The following is a 24845-nucleotide window of genomic DNA, read 5'->3' as shown; positions in this document are numbered from 1 at the left end:
ACAAGGGCCTGTCGAATTCGACAAGCCGAAACTAATCACTAGAGCTGAAACAACACCATAGATTCCAGGTGCCCAGTGTGCGGGAACATATCCAGCATTGCCAGACGCTGAATCTGGTAACCCACACTTAATAATGCCTCGCTGTCCCGCGCCAATGTCGCTGGGTTACAGGAAACATAGACCACGCGTTTTGGCGCGAGTTTAATTATATGCTGCATTACGCAAGACGCACCTGCGCGTGCGGGATCGAGCAAAATTTTGTCGAAACCGTGCTTCGCCCAGGGTTGTTGAGTGACATCCTCTTCGAGGTTTTCGTGAAAAAATGTCACATTTTCCAATGTGTTATGACGCGCGTTTTGCTGCCCTTTTTCGACCAGCGCATTGACGCCTTCTACACCGACTACGCTTGCCGCGCGCTGCGCCAGTGGCAGCGTAAAATTCCCCATGCCGCAAAACAGGTCGAGTACCCGATCATCAGGCTGAACATCAAGCCACTCAATCGCTTTCGCAACCATCTGCTGGTTAACACCGTCGTTCACCTGAATAAAATCTCGCGGACTGAACGTTAAGCGTAGTCCGTCAGAAAGATACCAAGGCGCGTCACCTGAGACGCGCTCAAGTATCTCGCTTTGCGGCGCGAGAAAAAGCGTCAGTTCATGAGAATGCGAAAAGCGTTCCAGTTTTTCGCGATCCTGAGCGGAAAGTGGCGCAGTGTGGCGCAGCACCATCAGTGGCCCATTATCAGCAAGGACCAGTTCAACATGTCCAAGCGCACGCACGCCCTGCAAATCGGAAAGGCAGTTGCGCAAATGCGGGAGCAATGCTTCAAGATGGGGCGCCAAAACGGGGCACTGCTTCACATCCACGATGTCATTCGAGGCCGCTTTGCGAAAACCCATCGCCAGTTTCTGCGTTTTTGGTTCATAGCTCAGGCTTAGACGCGCCCGGCGGCGATATCCCCAGGGCTGCCCGGAGATAATCTCATTAACGTCATGCTTCATCAGACGCGCCAGCGCAGTGCTTTTGCTGCTCTGTTGTAGCGCAACGCTTGCATGTTGCTGCTGGCAGCCACCGCACACGCCAAAATGCGGGCAGCGTGGCGTAACGCGTTCAGGGCTATCATTAAGGCGACGCTTTACCTGACCGCGCGAATACTTGCTTTTGTCTTCCGTCAGGGTGACTTCGGCGCGTTCATTCGGTAATAATCCAGCAATAAACAACGCTTTGCCGTTATGACGCGCAACGCCCTGACCAAACGGGTCCAGGTCTGTGGCTTCAACAGTTATGATCTGACGCGTCGTCACGCGTCGCTTTGCAGAGTAGAATTGCGCCATCGCCGAGAATTTTCTCAAATAAACATAATGACCCTAATTGTCCCATAACGGAACGCCATGACCAACTACAGCCTGCGCGCGCGCATGATGATTTTGATTCTCGCCCCGACCGTCCTGATCGGTTTGCTGTTGAGCATCTTCTTTGTTGTGCACCGTTACAATGACTTGCAGCGTCAACTGGAAGATGCGGGAGCCAGCATCATCGAACCGCTGGCGGTGTCGAGTGAGTACGGCATGAATCTGCAAAACCGTGATTCTCTCGGGCAACTCATCAGCGTGCTGCATCGCCGTCATTCAGAGATCGTGCGGGCGATTTCCGTGTATGACGAAAATAATCGTCTGTTCGTCACCTCCAATTTTCATCTCGATCCCAGCGAGCTGAAAATCGCCGAGGGCATGCCCTTCCCGCGTCAACTGACCGTGATAAGGCGTGGCGATATTATGATTCTGCGTACACCGATTTTATCGGAGAGCTATTCGCCGGATGAATCAGCCGTATCAGACGCCAAGGCCAGTAAGAATATGTTGGGATATGTGGCGCTGGAGTTGGATCTCAAGTCAGTGCGGCTCCAGCAGTACAAAGAAATATTTATCTCCAGCGTGATGATGCTGTTTTGTATCGGGATTGCGCTCATTTTCGGCTGGCGTTTAATGCGCGACGTTACCAGTCCCATTCGTAATATGGTGAATACCGTTGACCGCATCCGCCGTGGGCAACTCGACAGTCGTGTCGAAGGATTTATGCTCGGCGAGCTGGATATGCTGAAAAACGGCATTAACTCGATGGCGATGTCGCTGGCAGCCTATCACGAAGAGATGCAGCATAACGTCGATCAGGCCACCTCGGATCTGCGCGAAACCCTTGAGCAAATGGAGATCCAGAACGTCGAGCTGGATTTAGCGAAAAAACGCGCCCAGGAAGCCGCCCGTATTAAGTCAGAATTCCTCGCCAATATGTCCCACGAGCTGCGCACGCCGCTGAACGGAGTGATTGGCTTTACGCGTCTGACGCTTAAATCTGAGCTCAATCCCACCCAACGCGATCATCTGCATACCATTGAACGCTCGGCGAATAATCTGCTGGCGATCATTAACGACGTGCTTGATTTTTCCAAACTGGAAGCGGGCAAACTGATCCTCGAAAGCATTCCCTTCCCGCTGCGTAGCACCCTGGATGAAATTGTGACCTTACTCGCGCACTCCTCGCACGACAAAGGTCTTGAGCTAACGCTGAACATCAAAAATGATGTGCCGGACAATGTCATTGGCGATCCGCTGCGCCTTCAGCAGGTGATCACTAATCTGGTGGGGAACGCGATTAAATTTACCGAAAACGGAAACATTGACGTTCTTGTCGAAAAACGCGCGATCAGCAATAACAAAGTGCAGATTGAGGTGCAGATCCGCGATACCGGCATTGGGATCCCTGAGCGCGATCAGTCGCGACTGTTCCAGGCTTTCCGCCAGGCGGATGCCAGTATTTCCCGTCGCCACGGTGGGACGGGATTGGGTCTGGTGATTACCCAAAAACTGCTCAAAGAGATGGGTGGGGATATCTCTTTCCACAGCCAGCCCAATCGCGGGTCGACGTTCTGGTTCCATATCAGTCTCGACCTGAATCCCAACGTGGTGACCGATGGCCCAGTGACAAACTGCCTGCGCGGCATGCGTCTGGCCTATGTCGAACCGAATGCCGCAGCGGCCCAAAGTACGCTGGATGTGCTCAGCACTACGCCGCTGGAGGTCATTTACAGCCCAACGTTCTCAGCCCTCGCGGTCGATCATTACGACATTTTGCTGATGGGCATTCCGGTCACCTTTACGGGCGAACTGACGATGCAGCAGGAGCGACTGGCGAAAGCCGCTTCTATGACCGATTACCTGCTTCTGGCGCTGCCGTGCCACGCGCAGCTGAACGCGGAAGAGCTAAAAAATGACGGAGCGGCGGCCTGTCTGTTAAAACCGCTGACCGCAACACGTCTGTTGCCCGCGCTGACCGAATATTGCCGCATCAATCATCATGCACTCCCCGTCGCCCATGATGATCACAAATTGCCGATGAGCGTTATGGCTGTCGATGACAATCCGGCAAACCTGAAGCTCATCGGGGTGTTGCTTGAAGATCAGGTGCAGCACGTTGAGTTATGCACTAGCGGCGCACAGGCCGTGGAACAGGCGAAACAGATGCAATTCGATTTGATTCTGATGGATATTCAGATGCCGGACATGGATGGCATTCGCGCCTGTGAGTTGATTCGCCAGCTCCCGCATCAGCAGCAAACACCGGTGATTGCAGTGACGGCTCATGCCATGGCGGGACAAAAAGAGAAGCTGTTGAGTGCCGGAATGAATGATTATCTGGCGAAACCGATCGACGAAGAGAAGCTGCACAGCCTACTGTTACGCTATAAGCCCGGCCTCGTGGGGGGAGCCAACATTGCCCCATCAGAACCCGTGGAGATGAACGTTAATCCCAATACCACGCTCGACTGGCAGTTGGCGCTGCATCAGGCGGCGGGGAAACCCGACTTAGCCCGAGAGATGTTGCAAATGCTGATCGCCTTCCTGCCGGAAATCCGCAATAAAGTGGAAGAACAGCTGGTTGGCGAAAAGCCGGAAGACCTGCTGGAGGCCATTCATAAACTGCACGGCAGTTGCAGCTACAGCGGCGTGCCACGCCTGAAAAGTCTTTGCCAGTTACTTGAGCAGCAGCTGCGTTCCGGTACGCCTGAGTCAGAGCTGGAGCCAGAATTTCTCGAATTGCTGGATGAAATGGATAACGTCACGCGCGAAGCGAGAAAAATGCTGGGATAAGAAAATCAGGGGATATTACATCCCCTTTCCCACCAGCAACGTCGCCGCGATATTTCTCGCCGTCATGCGCACGTTTTCAGCGGCATTTTCTAACGCCTCTTCCAGAGAGCAAACGGTATAAATCACGCTGAACACCGCGTCGATGCCATGCTCATGCACCACGCCAACATCTGCCGTCAAGCTCCCCGCAATGCCGATAACCGGCTTGTTAAAACGTTTGGCGACTTTCGCCACGCCGACCGGCACTTTGCCATGTATCGTCTGGCTGTCGATGCGCCCTTCGCCGGTGATGACTAAGTCGGCATCCGCAACGTGCTTATCAAGATGCAAAGCGTCGGTGACAATCTCAATCCCCTGGCGTAACTCCGCGCCGCAAAACGCGTACAGCGCCGCGCCCATGCCACCGGCTGCGCCGCCGCCCGCAAGGTTGAGCACGTCTTTATCCAGATCGCGGGAGATGATTCGGGCAAAGTGCGCCAGCGACTGATCCAGCTTGCTGACCATTTCCGGGGTCGCCCCTTTTTGCGGGCCAAACACCGCTGACGCGCCTTCATCGCCGGTTAACGGGTTGGTGACATCGCACGCCACTTCAATGCAGCACTCCGCCAGCCGAGTGTCCAGCGTGTTGAGATCAATGCGTGCCAGCGTGTCCAGTTCGCCGCCGCCATGTCCAATTTGATGACCTTGGGCGTTGAACAATTTCGCCCCCAGCGCCTGCACCATTCCGGCTCCGCCGTCGTTAGTGGCACTTCCACCAAGGCCAATAATGATATGTTTTACCCCCGCATCCAGAGCATGACGAATGAGCTCGCCCGTGCCCCAGGAGGTGGTTTTGAGCGGATTACGTAAGGATGAGGCGACAAGTTCCAGGCCGCTCGCGGCCGCCATTTCGATAAACGCGCTTTGTTCGTCCCCGGATAATCCGTAGAACCCTTCAACGTTTTCGCCCAACGGTCCAGTGACCTGGACGTTGATGATTTTGCCCTGCGTAGCCGCCACCATCGCTTCGACCGTGCCTTCGCCGCCGTCGGCTACCGGTAATTTGACGTACTGCGCCGAAGGAAAGATCTCGCTAAATCCCTGCTCGATCGCTGTCGCCACCTCAAGAGCACTCAAACTTTCCTTATACGAGTCCGGTGCGATTACAATTTTCATAAGCCATCCTTACGCCTGTTAACTTCGTTGAGCATACACCCGCGCAGAGTGCAAAAATGCCGACTCCCGCAGGAACCGGCATTCACACCTAACGCACCATGCAAGGACGCTTATTGTTAAAGGTCCAGTCCGGGATTAAATACTGCATCGCCATCGCATCATCACGCGCGCCCAGGCCATGCTTTTGATACAGCTCGTGCGCTTTCATTAACTGATCCATATCGAGCTCGACGCCTAAACCTGGCGTAGTGGGCACCTGTACCATTCCGCCTTTGATCTCGAACGGCTGTTTGGTCAGGCGTTGGTTGCCCTCCTGCCAGATCCAGTGGGTGTCGATAGCGGTGATATTGCCCGGCGCGGCAGCCGCAACGTGGGTAAACATTGCCAGCGAAATATCAAAGTGGTTGTTAGAGTGCGAGCCCCAGGTCAGACCGAACTCGTGGCACATTTGCGCCACGCGCACCGAACCTTGCATGGTCCAGAAATGCGGATCGGCCAGCGGAATATCCACAGATTGCAGCGAGAGGGTGTGCCCCATCTGACGCCAGTCGGTGGCAATCATATTTGTCGCCGTCGGCAGCCCCGTCGCACGGCGGAATTCAGCCATCACTTCGCGACCAGAAAAACCTTGCTCAGCGCCGCACGGATCTTCCGCGTAGGCCAGCACGCCTTTCAGCCGCTTGCCAATGCGGATCGCTTCATCGAGCGACCAGGCACCGTTGGGATCGAGCGTGACGCGCGCCTGCGGGAAGCGCTTCGCCAGGGCTTCAATCGACTCTGCCTCTTCCTCTCCCGCCAGAACGCCGCCCTTCAGTTTGAAATCGTTAAAGCCATATTTTTCGTAGGCGGCTTCTGCCAGCCGTACTACCGCATCCGGCGTCATGGCTTCGTCGTGACGCAGACGATACCAGTCACATTTTTCGTCCGGCTGGCTCTGGTATTCCAGTGGTGTCAGTGTGCGATCGCCCACAAAAAACAGATAGCCGAGCATTTCGACTTCGCTCCGCTGCTGGCCTTCGCCCAGCAATGAGGCGACGTTAACACCGAGATGCTGGCCCAGCAGATCCAGCATCGCGGCTTCAATCCCCGTCACCACATGAATCGTAGTCCGCAGGTCAAACGTTTGTAGCCCGCGGCCGCCCGCATCGCGATCGGCAAAGCTGTTACACACTCCGTTTAAGACGTTTTTGTATTCGCCAAGCGTTTTACCCACCACTAATGGAATCGCGTCCTCCAGAGTTTGACGGATCTTCTCGCCGCCCGGAATTTCACCCACGCCGGTATGGCCTGAGTTGTCCTTGATGATGACGATGTTGCGGGTAAAGAACGGAGCATGCGCGCCGCTCAGATTCATCAGCATGCTGTCGTGGCCCGCGACCGGGACAATCTGCATTGACGTCACAACAGGGGTAGAGAAAGTGCTCATCATTTCATCCTTTTAATCAGTGGCGACCGAACGCCGGGCGTTTGCGGTCAAATGTCCAGCCGGGAACAAGATACTGCATCGGGCCTGCGTCATTTCGCGCACCGCCTGGCAGCGTCTTGTACAGCGCATGTGCCTTGTGGATTTGATCCCAATCCAGTTCAACGCCTAATCCCGGTGCATCCGGTACGGCGATTTTGCCATTTTTAATCTCAAGGGGATTTTTGGTCAGGCGCGCGTCGCCCTCCTGCCAAATCCAGTGGGTGTCGATGGCCGTCGGCGTACCCGGCGCAGCGGCTCCGACGTGGGTAAACATCGCCAGTGAGATATCAAAATGATTATTGGAGTGGCAACCCCAGGTCAGACCCCAGTCGTCGCAGAGTTGCGCGACACGCACTGCGCCTGAAAGCGTCCAGAAGTGCGGATCGGCCAGCGGAATATCGACTGAATTCAGCATCACCGCGTGCCCCATTTCACGCCAGTTGGTGGCGATCATATTGGTCGCCACGGGCAATCCTGTCGCGCGACGGAATTCCGCCATCACTTCGCGCCCTGAAAAGCCCTGTTCCGCGCCACAGGGATCTTCCGCGTAGGTCAACACGTCGTTCAGCCCTTTGCACAGTGAGATGGCTTCATCCAGCAGCCATGCTCCGTTGGGATCGACAGTGATACGCGCGTCCGGGAAACGTTTTTTGAGTGCGCGGGCGCTGTCGATCTCCTGCTCACCCGGCAGTACGCCGCCCTTCAGCTTGAAGTCTTTAAATCCATAGCGATCCTGTGCGGCTTCTGCCAGACGAACCACCGCCTCGCTGGTCAATGCCTCCTGATGACGCAAGTGATACCAGTCATGATTGCCCGCGGTGTATTCCAGATACGGGAGATCGGTTTTGGTCCGATCGCCAACGTAGAAAAGATACCCCAGCACCGTAACCGCATCACGTTGCTTACCGGGACCCAGCAATTCACATACCGGGACGTTCAACGCTTTTCCGAGGAGATCCAGCAGCGCGGCTTCCAGCGCGGCGACAGCATTCACGCGCAGTTCGAACGTCCAGGCGCCTTTGCCGAACGTATCAAAATCGGCGGCCTGATTGCCTTTATGCACCTGCTGAACCACTTTGTTTAAGCGGGCAATTTCCTGACCGATGACCATCGGAATGGCATCACGCAGCGTCTGGAGAATCACTTCACCGCCGGGGGCCTCCCCTACGCCAGTATTCCCGGCGCTGTCGGTGAGCACCACGATATTGCGCGTGAAATACGCGTTATGCGCGCCGCCAATATTGAGCAGCATACTGTCGTAACCGGCCACCGGAATGACCTGCATATCGGTAATTATCGGACTTGATTGTGTGTTCATCATGCACGCCCCGCGACCGGTTTTAGCTCAACGCGTTTGATATCGCCTACCAGTACCAGATAGCTCAAGACCGCGACCAGAGCGTGTACGCCAACATAGATCAGCGCCCCATTAAACGATCCGGTAGTACCGACGATATAGCCAATAGCAATCGGCGTGACGATGCCAGAGATGTTGCCGAACATGTTGAACAGACCGCCGCTGAGACCGCTGATCTCTTTCGGTGCCGTATCCGCCATAACCGCCCACCCCAATGCACCAATGCCTTTGCCGAAGAACGCCAGCGCCATAAAGCCGACAATCATCCACTCCACGTTGACGTAGTTACAGAACACCATCGACATGGAGAGCAGCATCCCCAACACAATCGGCGTTTTACGCGCAATGTTGAGCGATCCGGTACGCCGCATCAGCCAGTCTGAAATCACCCCGCCCAGCACACCGCCGATAAAGCCGCACACCGCAGGAACAGAGGCGATAAAGCCCGCTTTCAGAATCGACATACCGCGTGCCTGCACCAGATACACCGGAAACCAGGTAATAAAGAAGTAAGTCAAAGCGTTGATGCAGTATTGGCCGAGGTAGATACCGATCATCATGCGCGAGCCGATAAGCTGTTTGATCTGGCCCCATTTTTGGCTGAACGGTACTTTTTCTTTGGTGCTCTTCTGATCCATGTTGATCAGCGCGCCACCTTCGGCAATGTACTCCAGCTCTTTTTTGTTCACACCAGGATGTTGATTGGGTTCGTGGATAACTTTAAGCCAGACAAAGCTGATGATGATCCCAAGGCCACCCATAAAGAAGAACACATGTGACCAGCCCACTTCATGGGTTAGCCAGCCCATGATCGGCGCGAAGATCACCGTCGCGAAATACTGTGCTGAGTTAAAAATCGCGACTGCCGTGCCCCTTTCTTGTGCCGGGAACCAGGCAGCGACGATACGGCTGTTGCCCGGGAACGACGGCGCTTCGGCCAGTCCCACCAGGAAACGTAAGGTGAAGAGTGCAACGATAATGCCGAAACCGTTGAAGACATCGACAAAGCCCTGCAGCAGCGTAAACAGGGACCAGATAAAGATGGACCAGAAATAGACGCGTTTTGAGCCGAAGCGGTCAAGCAGCCAGCCGCCGGGGATTTGGCCAATCACGTAGGCCCATGAAAATGCGGAGAAGACATATCCCATACCGACCGCATCGAGGCCAATATCTTTTGCCATTTCGGAACCGGCAATAGACAGCGTGGCGCGGTCGCCATAGTTGAAGGACGTGACGATAAACAGCATCACCACTATCCAGTAGCGAGCATTGGTGCGCTTCTCAGCGCTGCTCGCCGCGTGGCTTAATGTACTCATTGTTGCACTCCTGAATCGTAGCTTTCGCCAGGTTCATTCTGTACGGCACAACCTGTAGGGTAATCAGAATGAGAGGTTAGTGTTTTGCAGTTTTGGTACGGCTTTCCTGAAATATCAGTGCCGTTTTATTGTGTCTAACTGCCTTTTTGGTAACTGACGAGGAAAGTATATGTACGAACTCTCGCCCCTCTCACCGTGCAACGACACAACATTGACGGGCGTGTTTGAGGTTGTTTGAGGCATAAGCACAACGAAATGGAAGGGACTTCACGAAAACGCAGATACGGGAATAAAGAGAGAGAAGGAAACAGAAGAGTGTGAATCAGGTCGCTTGACGCGGGGATAACGCCCTCCGCAGACGGGAGGGCGAGCCATTATTTGAGTAACGTGCCCCAGTTTTCGACCCAGGGGTTTGATTCACTTTCAGGCTCAGGATGCTCGCTCGCATCAATCATTAGCATATCGCCGACGCGCTGAGCGCTTTGCTCCTGCAGTAGTGCATCAAACTGCTTACCGCCGCCGCAGAAATGACTGTAACTGCTGTCACCCAGAGCGATGATGCCGTAGCGAACGTTAGGCTGGTAACCCAGCTTAAGTTTGATGTCCTGGAAGAGCGGAACGATGCTGTCCGGCAGATCGCCCTGCCCAGTTGTTGAGGTCACCACCAGCACATACTGGTTTTTATACTTTTCCCAGTCGGCCAGATCGGGATCTTCATAAACCGTCGCTTTATGGCCCATCCCGGCCAGGATCGCTTCGGCTTCTTCGGCCACCAGTAGCGAGTTGCCGTACATCGTGCCGACAAAAATTCCGACTTCAGCCATGCTTAACGCCCTCAATTATTGCTCGTGCTGTTCATCCTGAACGTTGCTGGCAACAAACTCAACCCTTTCATTTTCGGGGAGTTGTCCCGTCCAGCCAAACTGTGACAGCGCCTGCATCCACACATCGTCCAGACCCGCACGAATCACCAGCGGTTCGCCGGTAAAAGGGTGCGTCAGGCTAAGCTGGCTCGCGTGCAGCATCAACCGGTCACAACCAAAGTGCTCCGCCGCACTGCGATTCTGGCGCAAATCACCGTGCTTGCTGTCACCAATAATCGGATGACGCAGGTGGGAAAGATGGCGACGAAGCTGGTGCTTACGTCCAGTTTTGGGTTCAAGCTCAACAAGTCCGTAGCGTGTCGTCGGGAATTTCCCTGTCGCCACGGGCATTTCTACGGTGGCAAGACCACGGTAATCCGTCACGGCTGGCTGCGGATCTTTGTTTTCGCGGGCAAATTTGTCAGCGATTTTATCCAGCTCTTCAACCAGCGGATAATCAAGCGTGGCTTCATCCATCAGCCAGCCGCGCACGATGGCATGGTAGCGCTTTTGAATTTGATGCTGTTCAAACTGCTGGGACAACAAACGTCCGGCTTCGCTGGAAAGTCCCATCAGCAAAACCCCGGAGGTGGGTCTGTCGAGGCGATGCACGGTAAAAACGTGCTGACCAATCTGGTCGCGCACGGTTTGCATCACCACGACTTTTTCATCGCGATCCAGCCAGCTGCGGTGAACCAGCCAGCCTGACGGTTTGTTAACGGCAACGATCCATTCATCCTGATACAGGATCTCAATGGTCATACGTTATTTCCGGCAAAGAGTTTGTCCAGACGCTGCAGCTCAATCAATACCCCTTCCCGTTGCGGGTGGGACGTATCGAGCGCCATTTCATAATAGGGGCTAACGGCAAAATCATGCGGAAGGGGATGACCGCCGTCCAGCAAGGCATGCAAGCGGGGAATCAGTACCCATTGTAGCCACTCGAAAGGCTCAAGCGTATCCAGGCAAAATGGCTGCGTGCTTTCGAAAGCCTCGGCCTGCGGCGCTATTTCTTGCCACAGCTGGTGGTGGCGCAACAGGGATTCAATAGCGTGCAACTGAGCACGAACGCTGTCGTGATGCGTCATAAATACCTCAACTGAAAAACTGAACGGCGCGCAGCATAGCATTGCGTGACGCAGAAACAAAAAAAGGGAGCACTGTATAAACAGTGCTCCCGGTTCGTTTCGCAGCATTCCAGCTACAATTTGTGCTCCCTGCTCGTCCGTGACAACTTTTCCTGTCGCCCGAGGGCCTGGTCGTCCGTAAACCGCGCATCCTGCTCACATCATCCTGATGTGAATGTTTCTTCCCGAAACGTCCTGATCTTCCTGACCCACCGGGCATCCTGACCGGTTCTCGTTCTCCTTCCTGGAGGTGTCCCTTACGCGTCCTGCGTGATCCTTTTTGCTTCATCCTGAAGCCTTCCTGCAGCGCCATCCTGACGTATCCTCGGTGAAAAACGCCATCATCCTGATGTTCGTTTCTCGTGTCGGCATCCTGTCGACCTGTATAGGATCACCCATTCCGCTGCGTCTTACAACCCATCCACAGGGCCTCACAGCAAAGTGGCTAACAGTAAAAACGCTTAAATAGCAGTTCAATTCATTGAAAATAAAGAAATTTAATAAGGAAAATGATGAAGTCAAAGCGGAGTTTAGCGGCGATCTCTCACAACCCGTGTAAGAGATCTCTCACAAAAGCGGTAGGGCGTTGGATTACAAAACAGGCTCAAGCTGATTGAGAAAATCCGCAAGTGAGGGCGCGAGAACGTCGCGTTTGCGGGTGCCGAGCGTCTCTTTAATGACTTCGCCATTCAGATTACAGACAGCGATCACGTCCAGTTCGCTGTCCAGCGTGGCAATAAAGAGCGTCGGGGCAAGCTTCAGGCGTTTTTGCGTCACCAGATGCCCAATTAGATTCTCCTGAACCCGCTGGAAATCATTTTCGCTCCAGGTCTGGAGCAGCGTCAGCGTTTCATTGGCGAAACGAGCCCGCATATCCCCGGCAAACTGTGTGGTGTAAAACGCATGAACCGCGGGTTGTACCACGATGTCCATTGCACGCTCAACTGCATTTACATTCTGCTCACATGAGAACGGCTGGGGCTGCCAGAGAATTTTATCGTCCATCGTGGTGATAATGCATGGCGACGGCACTCCGTACAGCTCTTCACTTTGCGGCCACGTGCCATTGATTTCATGCCATGCATCGCAATAGCGTGCAGTGAATGCCGTCAGGGCATTTGCAGTCTCAATATCCACCGATTTCTCTCTTCACGTCAGACAGGATAAACTTGGGGTTATAGTGTACCTGCAAAGTGGTAATGAAACATGTCTTACGAAAATCATCAGGCGTTAACGGGTTTAACGCTGGGCAAAACGACCGATTACCGCGACACCTATGACGCGAGCCTGCTGCAAGGCGTTCCGCGCAGTCTTAATCGCGATCCGCTCGGGTTGAGCGCCGACGCGCTGCCTTTTGTCGGCGGCGATATCTGGACGCTTTATGAACTCTCCTGGCTGAATGCGCGCGGTTTACCGCAGGTGGCCGTTGGACACGTTGAGCTGGATTACGCCAGCGTGAATCTGGTGGAATCCAAAAGCTTCAAGCTTTACCTGAACAGCTTTAATCAGACACGGTTTGATTCCTGGGATGACGTGCAACGTACGCTGGAGCGAGATCTCAGCGCCTGTGCGCAGGGCAACGTGACGGTGGCGTTGTATCGGCTGAACGAGCTGGAAGGACAGCCCATCGCCCATTTCCATGGTGCGTGCATTGACGATCAGGATATTGAGATCGACAACTACGAATTCAGCACCGACTATCTCGAAAACGCCACCGGCGGCAACGTGGTGGAAGAGACGCTGGTCAGCCATTTACTGAAATCAAACTGTCTGATCACTCATCAGCCAGACTGGGGCTCGGTACAAATTCAGTATCGTGGCCCGAAAATTGACCGGGAAAAACTGCTGCGCTATCTGGTGTCGTTCCGACATCACAACGAATTCCACGAGCAGTGCGTCGAGCGCATCTTTAATGATATTCAGCGCTTCTGCCAGCCGGAGAAACTGAGCGTCTATGCACGCTACACCCGTCGTGGTGGCCTGGATATTAACCCGTGGCGCACCAATACCGATTTTGCTCCCGCGATTGGGCGTCTGGTCCGTCAGTAATTTTTTTCACGATTTGCGCGGTTCATTCCGCGCTTAAGGTTGTGAAACGTCATAAGCCAGGGCTATTGTAATCAACAGGGAAAGACGATCTTCGTCCCATAAGGAGCTCACTTGATTACACATATTAGCCCGCTTGGCTCAATGGATATGTTGTCGCAACTGGAAGTGGACATGCTTAAACGCACGGCCAGCAGTGACCTCTATCAACTGTTTCGCAACTGTTCACTTGCCGTCCTGAACTCCGGAAGTCTGACAGATAACAGCAAAGAGCTGCTGTCTCGTTTTGAAAGTTTTGATATCAACGTGTTACGCCGCGAACGTGGCGTAAAGCTTGAAGTGATTAACCCACCGGAAGATGCCTTCGTCGACGGGCGAATTATTCGCTCATTACAGGCCAACCTGTTCGCCGTCCTGCGCGACATCCTGTTTGTTAACGGACAAATTCACAACGCCGGCCGCTTCCAGCATCTGAATCTGGAAAGCTCGGTCCACATGACGAACCTGGTGTTCTCTATTCTGCGTAACGCCCGCGCACTGCACGTGGGCGAAGCGCCGAATATGGTCGTCTGCTGGGGCGGCCACTCCATTAATGAAACGGAATATCTGTATGCCCGCCGGGTTGGCACACAGCTGGGGCTGCGCGAACTGAATATTTGTACTGGCTGCGGTCCAGGCGCGATGGAAGCGCCAATGAAAGGCGCGGCGGTAGGTCACGCGCAGCAGCGTTATAAAGAAGGCCGATTCATTGGTATGACCGAGCCGTCTATTATTGCCGCTGAACCACCGAATCCGCTGGTTAATGAACTGATTATCATGCCGGATATCGAAAAACGTCTTGAGGCGTTCGTGCGTATCGCGCACGGGATAATTATTTTCCCGGGTGGCGTGGGTACCGCAGAAGAACTGCTTTACCTGCTGGGTATCCTGATGAATCCGGCCAACAAAAACCAGGTGCTTCCGCTGATCCTGACCGGTCCTAAAGAGAGCGCGGACTATTTCCGCGTTCTGGATGAATTTATTGTCCATACCCTCGGCGAAGCGGCGCGAAGCCATTACCGCATTATTGTTGACGATGCGGCAGAAGTGGCGCGTCAGATGAAAAAAGCGATGCCGTTAGTGAAAGAAAACCGCCGCGACACGGGCGATGCCTACAGCTTTAACTGGTCGATTCGTATTCCACCGGATCTGCAAATGCCGTTCGAGCCATCCCATGAAAATATGGCAAACCTCAAACTGTATCCGGATCAGCCGGTGGAGGTGTTGGCAGCGGACCTGCGTCGTGCGTTCTCCGGCATCGTGGCCGGCAACGTCAAAGAGGTGGGCATTCGTGCCATTGAAGAGTTTGGGCCGTACAAAATCCACGGCGATAGCGAGATGATGCGCCGTATGGACGATCTGCTACAAGGCTTTGTCGCGCAGCATCGCATGAAGCTCCCCGGCTCTGCCTATATCCCCTGCTACGAAATTTGCGCATAGCCGCATAATCCACTGCACTCTTTCAAGCCGGGTTTTCACCCGGCTTTTTAATTTCACCTGATTAATCATAGGTATTATTTATCTGATTTACATTTTCGACTTGTACGCAAACGATTACCTGTATTTTCAAACCGTCAATTATCATCCTTAATCTAAATTACCCACCAGATAACACTAAAAAAGCCAATGTTTACAGCCAATCACGCGTATATGCAGCAACAAGCTATCCTGCCATATGTCGTTAATGATAGCCTTCGCGCCCATAAATCCCCTTTGACGTTTTAATTACAGTTTTTTGGTCTAATAATGCCCACATCATAAGTGGATTATTGCATTTGGGATCAGGATCACTGATACATTCATTACTTAAATGTATCTTTCCGCCCGCAAATAGTTACGGGGAAAAATTATAAAAAAACCGTCACTAAACGAATTTCATATTACCGTCAGGCGTTTTTTTAATGGATTTGACCAGAAACCTGACAAATTGCTTCCTCCAGGAGAAATAGATGGAAACCACTCAAACCAGCACCATTGCTTCAACAGAATCCAGAAGTGGATGGCGCAAAACGGACACCATGTGGATGCTGGGCCTGTACGGTACAGCAATCGGTGCTGGCGTTCTTTTCCTGCCAATTAACGCAGGCGTTGGCGGTCTGATTCCGCTGATCATCATGGCAATTATTGCCTTCCCGATGACTTACTTTGCACACCGCGGCCTGACCCGTTTTGTTCTTTCCGGCAAAAACCCAGGCGAAGACATCACTGAAGTTGTTGAAGAACACTTTGGTATTGGCGCTGGTAAACTGATTACCCTGCTTTACTTCTTCGCTATCTACCCAATTCTGCTGGTTTACAGCGTGGCGATCACTAACACCGTGGAAAGCTTCATGACGCACCAGCTGCACATGACGCCACCACCGCGTGCCATTCTGTCTCTGATTCTGATTCTGGGCATGATGACTATCGTTCGTTTCGGCGAGCAGATGATCGTGAAAGCGATGAGCGTTCTGGTATTCCCGTTCGTGGTTGCCCTGATGGTGCTGGCGTGCTACCTGATCCCACAGTGGAACAGCGCAGCGCTGGAAACCCTCTCCTTTAGCAGTGCGTCTGCTACCGGTAACGGTTTGTGGATGACCCTGTGGCTGGCTATCCCGGTCATGGTCTTCTCCTTCAACCACTCCCCGATCATCTCTTCTTTCGCTGTTGCAAAACGTGAAGAGTACGGTCAGGGCGCAGAGAAGAAATGTTCCAGCATCCTGGCACGCGCTCACGTCATGATGGTGATTACCGTTATGTTCTTCGTCTTCAGCTGTGTATTGAGCCTGTCCCCAGCGGATCTGGCGGCAGCAAAAGCACAGAACATTTCTATTCTGTCTTACCTGGCTAACCACTTTAACGCACCGCTGATTGCCTGGATGGCGCCAATCATCGCGATTATTGCTATCACCAAATCCTTCCTGGGCCACTACCTCGGCGCACGTGAAGGCTTCAACGGTATGGTGATTAAATCTCTGCGTGGTAAAGGCAAAAGCATTGAAATCAACAAACTGAACAAGATCACTGCACTGTTCATGCTGTTGACCACCTGGGCGGTAGCGACCATGAACCCGAGCATTCTCGGCATGATCGAAACCCTGGGCGGCCCAATCATTGCAATGATTCTGTTCCTGATGCCGATGTATGCGATTCAGAAAGTACCGGCGATGCGTAAGTACAGCGGCCACGTCAGCAACGTATTCGTTGTGATTATGGGTCTGATTGCTATCTCCGCTATCTTCTTCTCGCTGTTCAGCTAATACCTCCCGCGCCGTCTTTGGACGGCGCACCCTTCCTCTGACTGATAGCAATGGACGCATCATGATTAGCGTATTCGATATCTTTAAAATCGGTATTGGTCCTTCCAGCTCTCACACTGTCGGGCCGATGAAAGCCGGTAAACAATTCACGGATGACTTGATTGCACGCGGCATTCTGCACGACGTCACGCGCGTGGTTGTTGATGTTTACGGTTCCCTTTCCCTGACGGGTAAAGGCCACCACACCGACATCGCCATCATTATGGGCCTGGCGGGTAACCTGCCGGACAGTGTCGATATTGATGCCATCCCGGGCTTTATCCAGGACGTGAACACGCATGGCCGCCTGCTTCTGGCAAACGGTGACCACGAGGTGGAGTTCCCGGTTGATAAGTGCATGAATTTCCATGCCGACAACCTCTCCCTGCACGAGAACGGTATGCGTATTACCGCGCTGGCAGGCGAAAAGGCGATTTACAGCCAGACTTATTATTCTATCGGCGGCGGTTTTATCGTCGACGAAGAGCATTTTGGTCAGTCCAATGATTCATCCGTTGCCGTGCCTTATCCGTACAAAAATGCGGCGGATTTACAGCGTCACTGCCAGGAAACGGGCCTGTCGCTCTCCGGCCTGATGATGAAAAACGAACTGGCGCTGCACAGCAAAGAAGAGCTTGAACAGCACTTCAATAACGTCTGGGATGTGATGCGTGGCGGGATTGAACGTGGCATTACCACTGAAGGCGTTTTACCGGGCAAACTGCGCGTTCCGCGTCGTGCTGCCGCGTTACGCCGTATGCTGGTGAGCACCGACAAAACCACGACCGACCCGATGGCGGTTGTTGACTGGATCAACATGTTCGCGCTGGCCGTAAATGAAGAAAATGCAGCAGGTGGTCGCGTGGTGACTGCCCCGACTAACGGCGCGTGCGGTATCGTTCCTGCGGTTCTGGCTTATTACGATAAGTTTATCCGTGAAGTTAACGCCAACTCACTGGCTCGCTACATGCTGGTGACCAGCGCCATTGGCTCACTTTACAAAATGAACGCGTCCATTTCTGGCGCTGAAGTTGGCTGTCAGGGTGAAGTAGGCGTTGCCTGCTCCATGGCGGCTGCGGGTCTAGCCGAGCTGTTAGGCGGCAGCCCTACGCAGGTTTGCATCGCGGCTGAAATCGGCATGGAGCACAACCTTGGGTTGACCTGCGATCCGGTCGCCGGACAAGTTCAGGTGCCTTGCATCGAGCGTAATGCGATTGCCTCCGTCAAAGCGGTCAATGCTGCACGTATGGCGCTTCGCCGTACCAGCGAGCCGCGCGTCTGTCTCGATAAAGTTATCGAAACAATGTACGAAACGGGCAAAGACATGAATGCCAAATACCGCGAAACCTCTCGCGGCGGTCTGGCGATGAAAATCGTGACCTGCGATTAAGTCAAAAAAGTGCCTCGTTCTGCGAGGCACCTTCCCGTTATCTCCGCCTTTCATAGTTTCCTTCTCTTCGCAGTGTTACCCTTATTCGACTGGATAAAAGGGAGAATGTCTGTGGCCGTTCATTTGCTGATTGTTGATGCGTTAAATCTAATCCGCCGCATTCATGCGGTACAAGGCACGCCATGCAAGGATACTTGCCTGAACGCGCTGGAGCAGCTTATTCGCCACAGTCAGCCGACCCATGTGGTTGCCGTCTTCGATGACGAAGCCCGTAACACTGGCTGGCGCCATCAACGTTTACCCGACTACAAGGCAGGTCGTGCGCCCATGCCCGATGACCTGCATGCCGAGATGCCTGCTCTCCGCGCAGCGTTCGAACAACGCGGCGTTCCCTGTTGGGGCGCACAAGGTAATGAAGCAGACGATTTGGCAGCAACGCTGGCGATAAAAGTGGCGGGTGCTGGCCACCAGGCAACAATTGTTTCCACTGACAAAGGCTATTGCCAGCTTCTTTCCCCCACCATCCGCATTCGTGATTATTTCCAGAAACGCTGGCTCGATGCGCCGTTTATCGCCAGCGAATTTGGCGTGTCACCTCAGCAACTCCCTGACTACTGGGGGCTTGCCGGGATCAGCAGTTCAAAAGTTCCGGGCGTCGCGGGTATTGGTCCCAAAAGTGCCGCACAGCTGCTGACTGATTTTCAGGATCTCGAAGGGATTTACGCTCATCTTGAGGATGTGCCCGAGAAGTGGCGCAAGAAGCTGGACGCGCATAAAGAGATGGCGTTTATTTGCCGGGATGTGGCGAGATTACAAATCGATTTACAGCTAGACGGGAATTTGCAGCAATTAAGGTTAGTCAAATAATTGCCCTTCATCCGTGAAGAATGAAGGGCACAGGTATTATCGCTCGTCGCGACGACCACCCACAGCCGCCCACCAGCGACGGACGTGCACCGTCACTTCTTCGCGGTCATGATAGAGCTGGCGCGCCTGAATTTCAGCGTTAATCCCCTGGGCATTCAGCTGTTCCTGAATGTACGCCAGGTTTTGAGACACCTCTTCGTAGCGTTTTTTCATTGGCAACTTGAGGTTAAAAATCGTCTCACGGCACCAGCCGTTAACCAGCCAGGTCGCCATCAATGCAGCCACTTTTGCGGGTTTCTCAACCATATCGCACACCATCCAGGTGATGTTGTTACGGGTCGGACGATAGCGGAAGCCGTCTTCACGCAGCCAGGTGACCTGTCCGGTATCCATCAGGCTTTGCGCCATCGGACCGTTATCTACCGAAGCCACCCACATGTTGCGTTTCACCAGCTGATAGGTCCAGCCGCCAGGACAAGCACCCAGATCAACCGCGTGCATCCCGTTAGCAAGGCGTTCATCCCACTCGTCGGCAGGAATAAAAACGTGGAATGCCTCTTCCAGTTTCAGCGTGGAACGACTCGGCGCATCTGAAGGGAATCTCAGACGCGGGATACCCATATAAAACGGTGAATTGTTTGTCGTGTAGGAATAACCCGTATAACAACAGCCCGGCGCAATAAAGAACACATGAACGACAGGACGCTTAGGCGTCTCGTAGTTAGTGAGTACGCCCACTTCGCGCAATGCCGCGCGTAGCGGCACGGTTAATTTGCGGCAGAACTTCATCAGCTCTTTGCTTTCGTTGGTGTCAGCCACTTCAACGCGCAAATCGCCGCCTTTCTCTACAACGCCTTGCAGCATTCCGGAGATAGGCGAGATACGATCTTCGGGTGGTAGATCGCGCAGCAGTTCACCCGCAACAAACATCTGACGGGCAAAAATTAATGAACTGAACGGTAACTCACGTACCAGTTTGTCGGCGTCATCGGGCTGATAGCACTCGAAGACCACATAGCCCGCGTTCTCTTTCACGCGTGCAAAGCCGAACACCTCACGGCGCGCCGCTTTATCGGTGATTTCCGCGGCGCACTCTTTCTCAAACCCCGGGCGACAATATAAAACAACCTTATTCATGACCAACGCCCTTGCGTTTCAGACGGATAGCTCCGATAAACATTAATACCCAACCCGCCAGGAAGCTAAAACCTCCGACCGGTGTAACAAACGCCCACAGGCGTAAATGCGAAAGTGCGAGGCAGTACAAACTGCCACTAAACAGCACGGTTCCGAGCGCCATGAAGACACTGCTCCAGTAAAACCAAATGCTGATTCGGCGCTGCATTGCCACAGCAAGCCCAAAGATGGCCAGCGTGTGAAACGCTTGATATTCAAGGCCGGTTTGAATCCAGCCCATCTCCACAACCCCTAAGGATTTGCTTAATACATGCGCGCCAAAAGCGCCCAATGCAACAAAAATAAAGCCACTGACTGCGGCAAAAATCAGCATGAAACGGCTGGTCATGTCTCTGTCCTAAAGTTATGCGTGCCCGGCACACAAAAGAAGTGATTACTCATACCGAAAGCGGAATTTTTCTTGTTCGTGTGCCGCCTTCAACAGTATCCACTGCCGGAAGGCGGCTATTTTACCCAGTTCTGCCTGACTGTCATGACAAACCAGATAAAAAGCATTCTTGCTGACCAGAACATCATTAAATGGGCAGACCAGGCGGCCTGCCTCAATTTCGGACTGAGCCATCACGTTGTTCGCCAACGCAACGCCCTGTCCGTGTATGGCAGCCTGTAACACCATCGCGCTGTGGCTAAAGATGGGGCCATGCTGCACATTGATATGGTTTAGACCCAACTGGCGGGTATAAGTTTGCCAGTCGCGGCGAGAAGCATCATGCAAAAGCGTATGTTGCGCTAAATCATCAGGTGTTTTCAACGCTTTGTCGCCCGTAAGCAGCAGAGGTGAACAGACCGGCAGCAGATATTCTGCGTATAATTTTTCGACGCGCAAGCCCGGCCAATTGCCGCGACCATAAAAGATCGCCACATCAACATCGTCCGCGAGTTTATCTTCCTGACGGTCAACCGCCTGGATTCTGACATCAATTTCCGGATAAGCTGAGTTAAAGCTTGAGAGTCTTGGCACCAGCCAATGAATAGCAAAACTGGGTAATAAACTGACCGTCAGCGCACCTTTAGCACTACGTGCCTGAAGTTTACGTGTGGCTTCCGTTAGCTGGGAAAAAATATCTTTAATATCCTGAAAATAGCTCTGGCCTTCTTCCGTCAGAAGCAATGAACGGTTGCGACGACGAAACAGTTTAAGCCCCAAAAAGTCCTCAAGTGACTTGATTTGGTGACTTACTGCGGCCTGTGTCACAAAAAGCTCATCGGCCGCACGAGTGAAGCTAAGATGGCGCGCTGCGGCATCAAAAACACGTAATGCATTTAAGGGTGGTAATCGCTTTGACATGGTTATCAGGCTTAGATGTTAAAGGCATTTAACAGATAGGAAACAATGTTTAACCTATTAGTTTTTTTTATCTGAGCCATTATAATTTGTCCGTTGAGGAACTACCAGCAAATACCTATAGTGGCGGCACTTCCTGAGCCGGAACGAAAAGCTTTTTTTGGAATGCGTGTTCTGAAGGGCTTTTGGCTTGCGGTTGTGATGTTGTGTTGTTGTGTTTGCAATTGGTCTGCTATTCAGATCATGGTAGCGAAGCTACCCTTTTTTCACTTCCTGTACATTTACCCTGTCTGTCCATAGTGATTAATGTAGCACCGCCTATTTGCGGTGCTTTTTTTTGGCTAAAATTCAGCGCCTTATTTATCCAGCTCTACCATCTCTTTCACATCAGAGCGGTTGATCTGCTGCTTGTTACCGTTCGCATCTTTGTACGAGATCATTCCGGTTTCGTTATCGGTTTTAGGTTTGCCATCGGACACGATGGTGCGGCCATCATTGGTGTGCATAACGTAGTTATTACCGGAACATGCGCTCAGGGCAAAGGTCATCACACAGGCAGAAATGATTGCGGCAGTCTTATTCATGATTTATCTCCTTTAGCAATTCATGCTATTAAAATCTTAATGAGTAACAGGCTTATGCTTTCGCCTAACACTATTTAGCATAACCTGCTTCTGTGAGAGTGCCAGGATAAGCAGACAATTCCGATACAGATCAACTGCCTTGCCCTCTTGCAAAATTTGCGCGACGATCCCGTGATTGAAATGAGGAATTCTATGAACGCTTTCAGCCCTGCGCACTTTCGCGCGCAGTTTCCCGCGCTGGCCGATGCCGGTGTTTATCTTGATAGTGCCGCCACGGCCTTAAAGCCGCTGGCCGTGATCGAGGCAACACAGGATTTTTATCGTCTGAGCGCCGGAAACGTCCATCGTAGCCAGTTTGCTGAAGCCCAGCGATTGACCGCACGTTACGAAGCCGCACGCGATCAGGTGGCTAATTTATTAAACGCCGAAAGCGGTAAAAATATCGTCTGGACGCGCGGCACCACCGAAGCCATCAATATGGTCGCGCAATGCTACGCCCGCCCGCGCCTTAAGCCTGGCGATGAAATTATTGTCAGCGAAGCAGAACATCACGCTAACCTGGTGCCGTGGCTCATGGTGGCAGAACAAACCGGCGCGCGTGTTGTGAAGCTCCCGCTGGGGGCCGATTTCTTACCTGATATCGCGCGCTTGCCTGAGCTCATCACCTCGCGCAGTCGGATTCTGGCGCTGGGGCAGATGTCTAACGTCACGGGTGGTTGCCCGGATCTCGCCCGCGCGATTGAGATTGCACATGCAAACAACGTTGTCGTAATGGTTGACGGTGCACAGGGCGTGGTTCATTTTCCGGCCGACGTGCAAAAACTGGATATCGACTTCTACGCCTTCTCCGCTCACAAACTTTATGGCCCAACGGGCATTGGCGCGTTGTATGGCAAACCGGAACTGTTGGCGCAAATGACCCCATGGTTGGGCGGTGGCAAGATGATCACCGAGGTGACGTTCGACGGGTTTAAAACACAGGAAATACCGTATCGTCTTGAAGCCGGAACGCCAAACGTGGCGGGCGTGATTGGGTTGAGCGCCGCGCTGGAATGGCTGGCGCAAACCGACGTCGCGCAGGCAGAAAACTGGAGTCGCGGGCTGGCAACGCTCGCAGAGGAAGAGCTGAAAAAGCGTCCCGGTTTTCGCTCTTTCCGCGTACAGGATTCCAGCCTGCTGGCGTTTGATTTTGCCGGAGTACATCACAGCGATATGGTAACGCTGCTCGCGGGATACGGCATCGCTTTACGCGCCGGACAGCACTGCGCCCAGCCGCTTCTCGCTGCGCTAGGTGTAACCGGAACGCTCCGCGCCTCTTTTGCACCTTATAATACGCAAAATGACGTCGAAGCCCTCGTTGCCGCCGTCGATCGCGCCCTTCAACTTCTGGTGGATTAATGACAGGTTCAGCTTTAACCGGACACCCTTTCGGTAGCGTGATTACTGAAGAGACGCTGCGACAAACGTTCATTCCGCTCACGCAGTGGGAAGATAAATACCGCCAGCTGATTATGCTGGGCAAGCAGCTTCCGCCGCTTTCCGATGCGCTAAAAGCGCAGGCCAAAGAAATTGCAGGCTGCGAAAACCGCGTCTGGCTGGGTGCGAGGGCATCAGGGAATGAACTGCATTTCTTTGGCGATAGCGAAGGACGCATCGTGCGCGGTCTGTTGGCCGTGTTGTTAACGGCAGTGGAAGGCAAAAGTGCGGATCATCTGCTTAAGAACGATCCGCTGGCGCTTTTTGATGAGCTGGGGCTGCGTAGTCAGCTGAGCGCCTCACGCAGTCAGGGACTTGCCGCGCTGAGTGAAGCCGTGCAAAACGCGGCGCGTGAGGCTCAGGCCTGACGATTTGCTTTCGCGATCATTTTCTTGAGCGCATGCGATACCGCCACAAAGCCAAAGGTCGCAGTCACCATCGTGGCTGCGCCAAATCCTGAGGCACAGTCCATTCGTTTTGGCCCTTCCGCGGTGCTTTTCATCGCGCAAACGGAGCCATCTGCCTGCGGATAAACGAGCGCTTCCGTCGAGAATACGCAGTCAACGCCCAGTTTTCCTTTACTGTTTTTCACCACGTTGAAATCGCTCTTCAGCCTCTCACGCAGTTTGGCGGCAAGAGGATCCTGAATGGTTTTCGCCAGATCGGTGACCTGGATCTGCGTAGGATCAATTTGTCCACCCGCACCGCCCGTTGTCACCAAAGGGACTTTATAGCGGCGGCAATAAGCAATCAGGGCCGCTTTTGGACGGACACTGTCGATAGCATCAATCACATAGCTAAAACCTGCGCTCATATATTCCGCGACATTCTCTGCCGTCACGAAATCATCAATGACCGTCACACGACATTCAGGGTTAATGAGTCGAATGCGATCGGCCATGACGTCTGATTTAGACTGCCCAACGTTATCGCGCAGCGCGTGGATCTGACGATTGGTATTGGTGACGCAGACATCATCCATATCAATCAATGTGATGGCGCCAATACCTGTGCGCGCCAGTGCTTCAGCCGCCCATGACCCAACCCCGCCAATGCCCACGACGCAGACGTGCGATTGCGCAAACAGATGCAGAGCTTTTTCACCGTATAAACGTGCAGTACCGCCAAAGCGTTGACGCCAGGCATCGCTGATTACCACAGACATAAGACCTCAGATGTAAAAAGGGTGAGGACTGATCCTCACCCCGCCCTTCTCCTATAAGGAGAAGGAGGAAAACTATGTGCTCGATAT

At 53.3% G+C, this 24845-nt stretch carries 22 protein-coding genes; 8 read left to right on the top strand and 14 right to left on the bottom strand.

Going from position 1 to position 24845, the window contains the following annotated elements; translation table 11 throughout:
• Positions 1-38: 38 nt before the first annotated feature.
• Complete coding sequence (gene rlmD, locus AC0LWE_RS10190; protein WP_219347429.1) at positions 39-1334, bottom strand: 23S rRNA (uracil(1939)-C(5))-methyltransferase RlmD; 1296 nt, start codon at positions 1332-1334, stop codon at positions 39-41.
• Positions 1335-1391: 57 nt separating this feature from the next.
• Between rlmD and barA the strand changes: the two genes are divergently transcribed.
• Entirely contained in the window at positions 1392-4148 is a 2757-nt protein-coding gene (gene barA, locus AC0LWE_RS10185; protein WP_219347428.1) for a two-component sensor histidine kinase BarA, read from the top strand.
• 15 nt (positions 4149-4163) lie between these two features.
• On the opposite strand, the gene AC0LWE_RS10180 is transcribed toward barA, so the two are convergent.
• The 8 genes from AC0LWE_RS10180 to syd all read right to left on the bottom strand — a co-directional run bounded on the left by AC0LWE_RS10180 (position 4164) and on the right by syd (position 12568).
• Entirely contained in the window at positions 4164-5303 is a 1140-nt protein-coding gene (locus AC0LWE_RS10180) for a glycerate kinase (protein WP_219347427.1), read from the bottom strand.
• A gap of 88 nt (positions 5304-5391) precedes the next feature.
• Complete coding sequence (gudD, locus tag AC0LWE_RS10175; protein ID WP_219347426.1) at positions 5392-6732, bottom strand: glucarate dehydratase; 1341 nt, start codon at positions 6730-6732, stop codon at positions 5392-5394.
• 13 nt (positions 6733-6745) lie between these two features.
• Positions 6746-8086, bottom strand: coding sequence for an enolase C-terminal domain-like protein (locus tag AC0LWE_RS10170; protein ID WP_131486444.1), 1341 nt, complete (start codon positions 8084-8086; stop codon positions 6746-6748).
• Positions 8086-9441 (bottom strand): galactarate/glucarate/glycerate transporter GudP, encoded by a 1356-nt coding sequence (gene gudP / locus AC0LWE_RS10165; RefSeq protein ID WP_059177662.1) that lies wholly within the window; start codon positions 9439-9441, stop codon positions 8086-8088. The genes AC0LWE_RS10170 and gudP overlap by 1 nt, the downstream gene beginning before the upstream one ends.
• A 374-nt stretch (positions 9442-9815) precedes the next feature.
• The gene (locus tag AC0LWE_RS10160; RefSeq protein WP_219347425.1) at positions 9816-10265 is read right to left on the bottom strand and encodes a flavodoxin; all 450 of its coding nucleotides are present in this window, start codon (positions 10263-10265) and stop codon (positions 9816-9818) included.
• 15 nt (positions 10266-10280) lie between these two features.
• Positions 10281-11066, bottom strand: a complete 786-nt coding sequence (truC, locus tag AC0LWE_RS10155) for a tRNA pseudouridine(65) synthase TruC (RefSeq protein WP_174342985.1) — start codon at positions 11064-11066, stop codon at positions 10281-10283.
• Positions 11063-11392, bottom strand: a complete 330-nt coding sequence (locus AC0LWE_RS10150; RefSeq protein ID WP_059178030.1) for a YqcC family protein — start codon at positions 11390-11392, stop codon at positions 11063-11065. Before AC0LWE_RS10150 ends, truC begins: the two co-directional genes overlap by 4 nt.
• 630 nt (positions 11393-12022) lie before the next feature.
• A complete protein-coding gene (gene syd / locus AC0LWE_RS10145; protein WP_174342984.1) occupies positions 12023-12568 on the bottom strand; it encodes a SecY-interacting protein in 546 nt (181 codons plus the stop codon).
• A gap of 69 nt (positions 12569-12637) precedes the next feature.
• Between syd and queF the strand changes: the two genes are divergently transcribed.
• From queF to xni, 5 genes are all read left to right on the top strand, one after another.
• The gene (queF, locus tag AC0LWE_RS10140) at positions 12638-13480 is read left to right on the top strand and encodes an NADPH-dependent 7-cyano-7-deazaguanine reductase QueF (protein ID WP_219347424.1); all 843 of its coding nucleotides are present in this window, start codon (positions 12638-12640) and stop codon (positions 13478-13480) included.
• A gap of 111 nt (positions 13481-13591) precedes the next feature.
• A complete protein-coding gene (gene ppnN / locus AC0LWE_RS10135; protein ID WP_015960241.1) occupies positions 13592-14956 on the top strand; it encodes a nucleotide 5'-monophosphate nucleosidase PpnN in 1365 nt (454 codons plus the stop codon).
• A gap of 509 nt (positions 14957-15465) precedes the next feature.
• Positions 15466-16755 (top strand): HAAAP family serine/threonine permease, encoded by a 1290-nt coding sequence (locus AC0LWE_RS10130; RefSeq protein ID WP_059177657.1) that lies wholly within the window; start codon positions 15466-15468, stop codon positions 16753-16755.
• Positions 16756-16816: 61 nt separating this feature from the next.
• Positions 16817-18184: an L-serine ammonia-lyase gene (locus AC0LWE_RS10125; protein WP_131486220.1), complete on the top strand. Its 1368-nt coding sequence runs from the start codon at positions 16817-16819 to the stop codon at positions 18182-18184.
• 111 nt (positions 18185-18295) lie between these two features.
• Positions 18296-19051: a flap endonuclease Xni gene (gene xni, locus AC0LWE_RS10120; protein ID WP_216981915.1), complete on the top strand. Its 756-nt coding sequence runs from the start codon at positions 18296-18298 to the stop codon at positions 19049-19051.
• Between the two features lie 36 nt (positions 19052-19087).
• Here the strand turns inward: xni and rlmM are convergent, their stop codons facing one another.
• From rlmM to AC0LWE_RS10100, 4 genes are all read right to left on the bottom strand, one after another.
• Positions 19088-20188, bottom strand: coding sequence for a 23S rRNA (cytidine(2498)-2'-O)-methyltransferase RlmM (gene rlmM, locus AC0LWE_RS10115; RefSeq protein WP_015960245.1), 1101 nt, complete (start codon positions 20186-20188; stop codon positions 19088-19090).
• Entirely contained in the window at positions 20181-20576 is a 396-nt protein-coding gene (locus AC0LWE_RS10110) for a DUF423 domain-containing protein (protein WP_015960246.1), read from the bottom strand. The genes rlmM and AC0LWE_RS10110 overlap by 8 nt, the downstream gene beginning before the upstream one ends.
• 45 nt (positions 20577-20621) lie before the next feature.
• Complete coding sequence (gene gcvA / locus AC0LWE_RS10105) at positions 20622-21536, bottom strand: glycine cleavage system transcriptional regulator GcvA (protein WP_059177654.1); 915 nt, start codon at positions 21534-21536, stop codon at positions 20622-20624.
• 353 nt (positions 21537-21889) lie between these two features.
• A complete protein-coding gene (locus AC0LWE_RS10100) occupies positions 21890-22117 on the bottom strand; it encodes a YgdI/YgdR family lipoprotein (protein WP_015960248.1) in 228 nt (75 codons plus the stop codon).
• Positions 22118-22309: 192 nt separating this feature from the next.
• On the opposite strand from AC0LWE_RS10100, the gene csdA reads away from it, so the two are divergent.
• Together csdA and csdE are read left to right on the top strand one after the other, a co-directional pair.
• The gene (csdA, locus tag AC0LWE_RS10095; protein WP_202667661.1) at positions 22310-23515 is read left to right on the top strand and encodes a cysteine desulfurase CsdA; all 1206 of its coding nucleotides are present in this window, start codon (positions 22310-22312) and stop codon (positions 23513-23515) included.
• Positions 23515-23961: a cysteine desulfurase sulfur acceptor subunit CsdE gene (gene csdE, locus AC0LWE_RS10090; protein WP_202665783.1), complete on the top strand. Its 447-nt coding sequence runs from the start codon at positions 23515-23517 to the stop codon at positions 23959-23961. The genes csdA and csdE overlap by 1 nt, the downstream gene beginning before the upstream one ends.
• On the opposite strand, the gene tcdA is transcribed toward csdE, so the two are convergent.
• Positions 23952-24758 carry a tRNA cyclic N6-threonylcarbamoyladenosine(37) synthase TcdA gene (gene tcdA, locus AC0LWE_RS10085; protein ID WP_174342979.1) on the bottom strand — a complete coding sequence of 269 codons (807 nt, stop codon included), beginning with the start codon at positions 24756-24758 and terminating at the stop codon, positions 23952-23954. The two genes, csdE and tcdA, sit on opposite strands and share 10 nt — an antisense overlap.
• Positions 24759-24845 lie beyond the last annotated feature (87 nt).

This window comes from Lelliottia sp. RD5, from assembly GCF_056032945.1.
The sequence above is the reverse complement of the archived record's forward strand: the minus strand, read 5'-3'. Positions and strand labels throughout refer to the sequence as shown.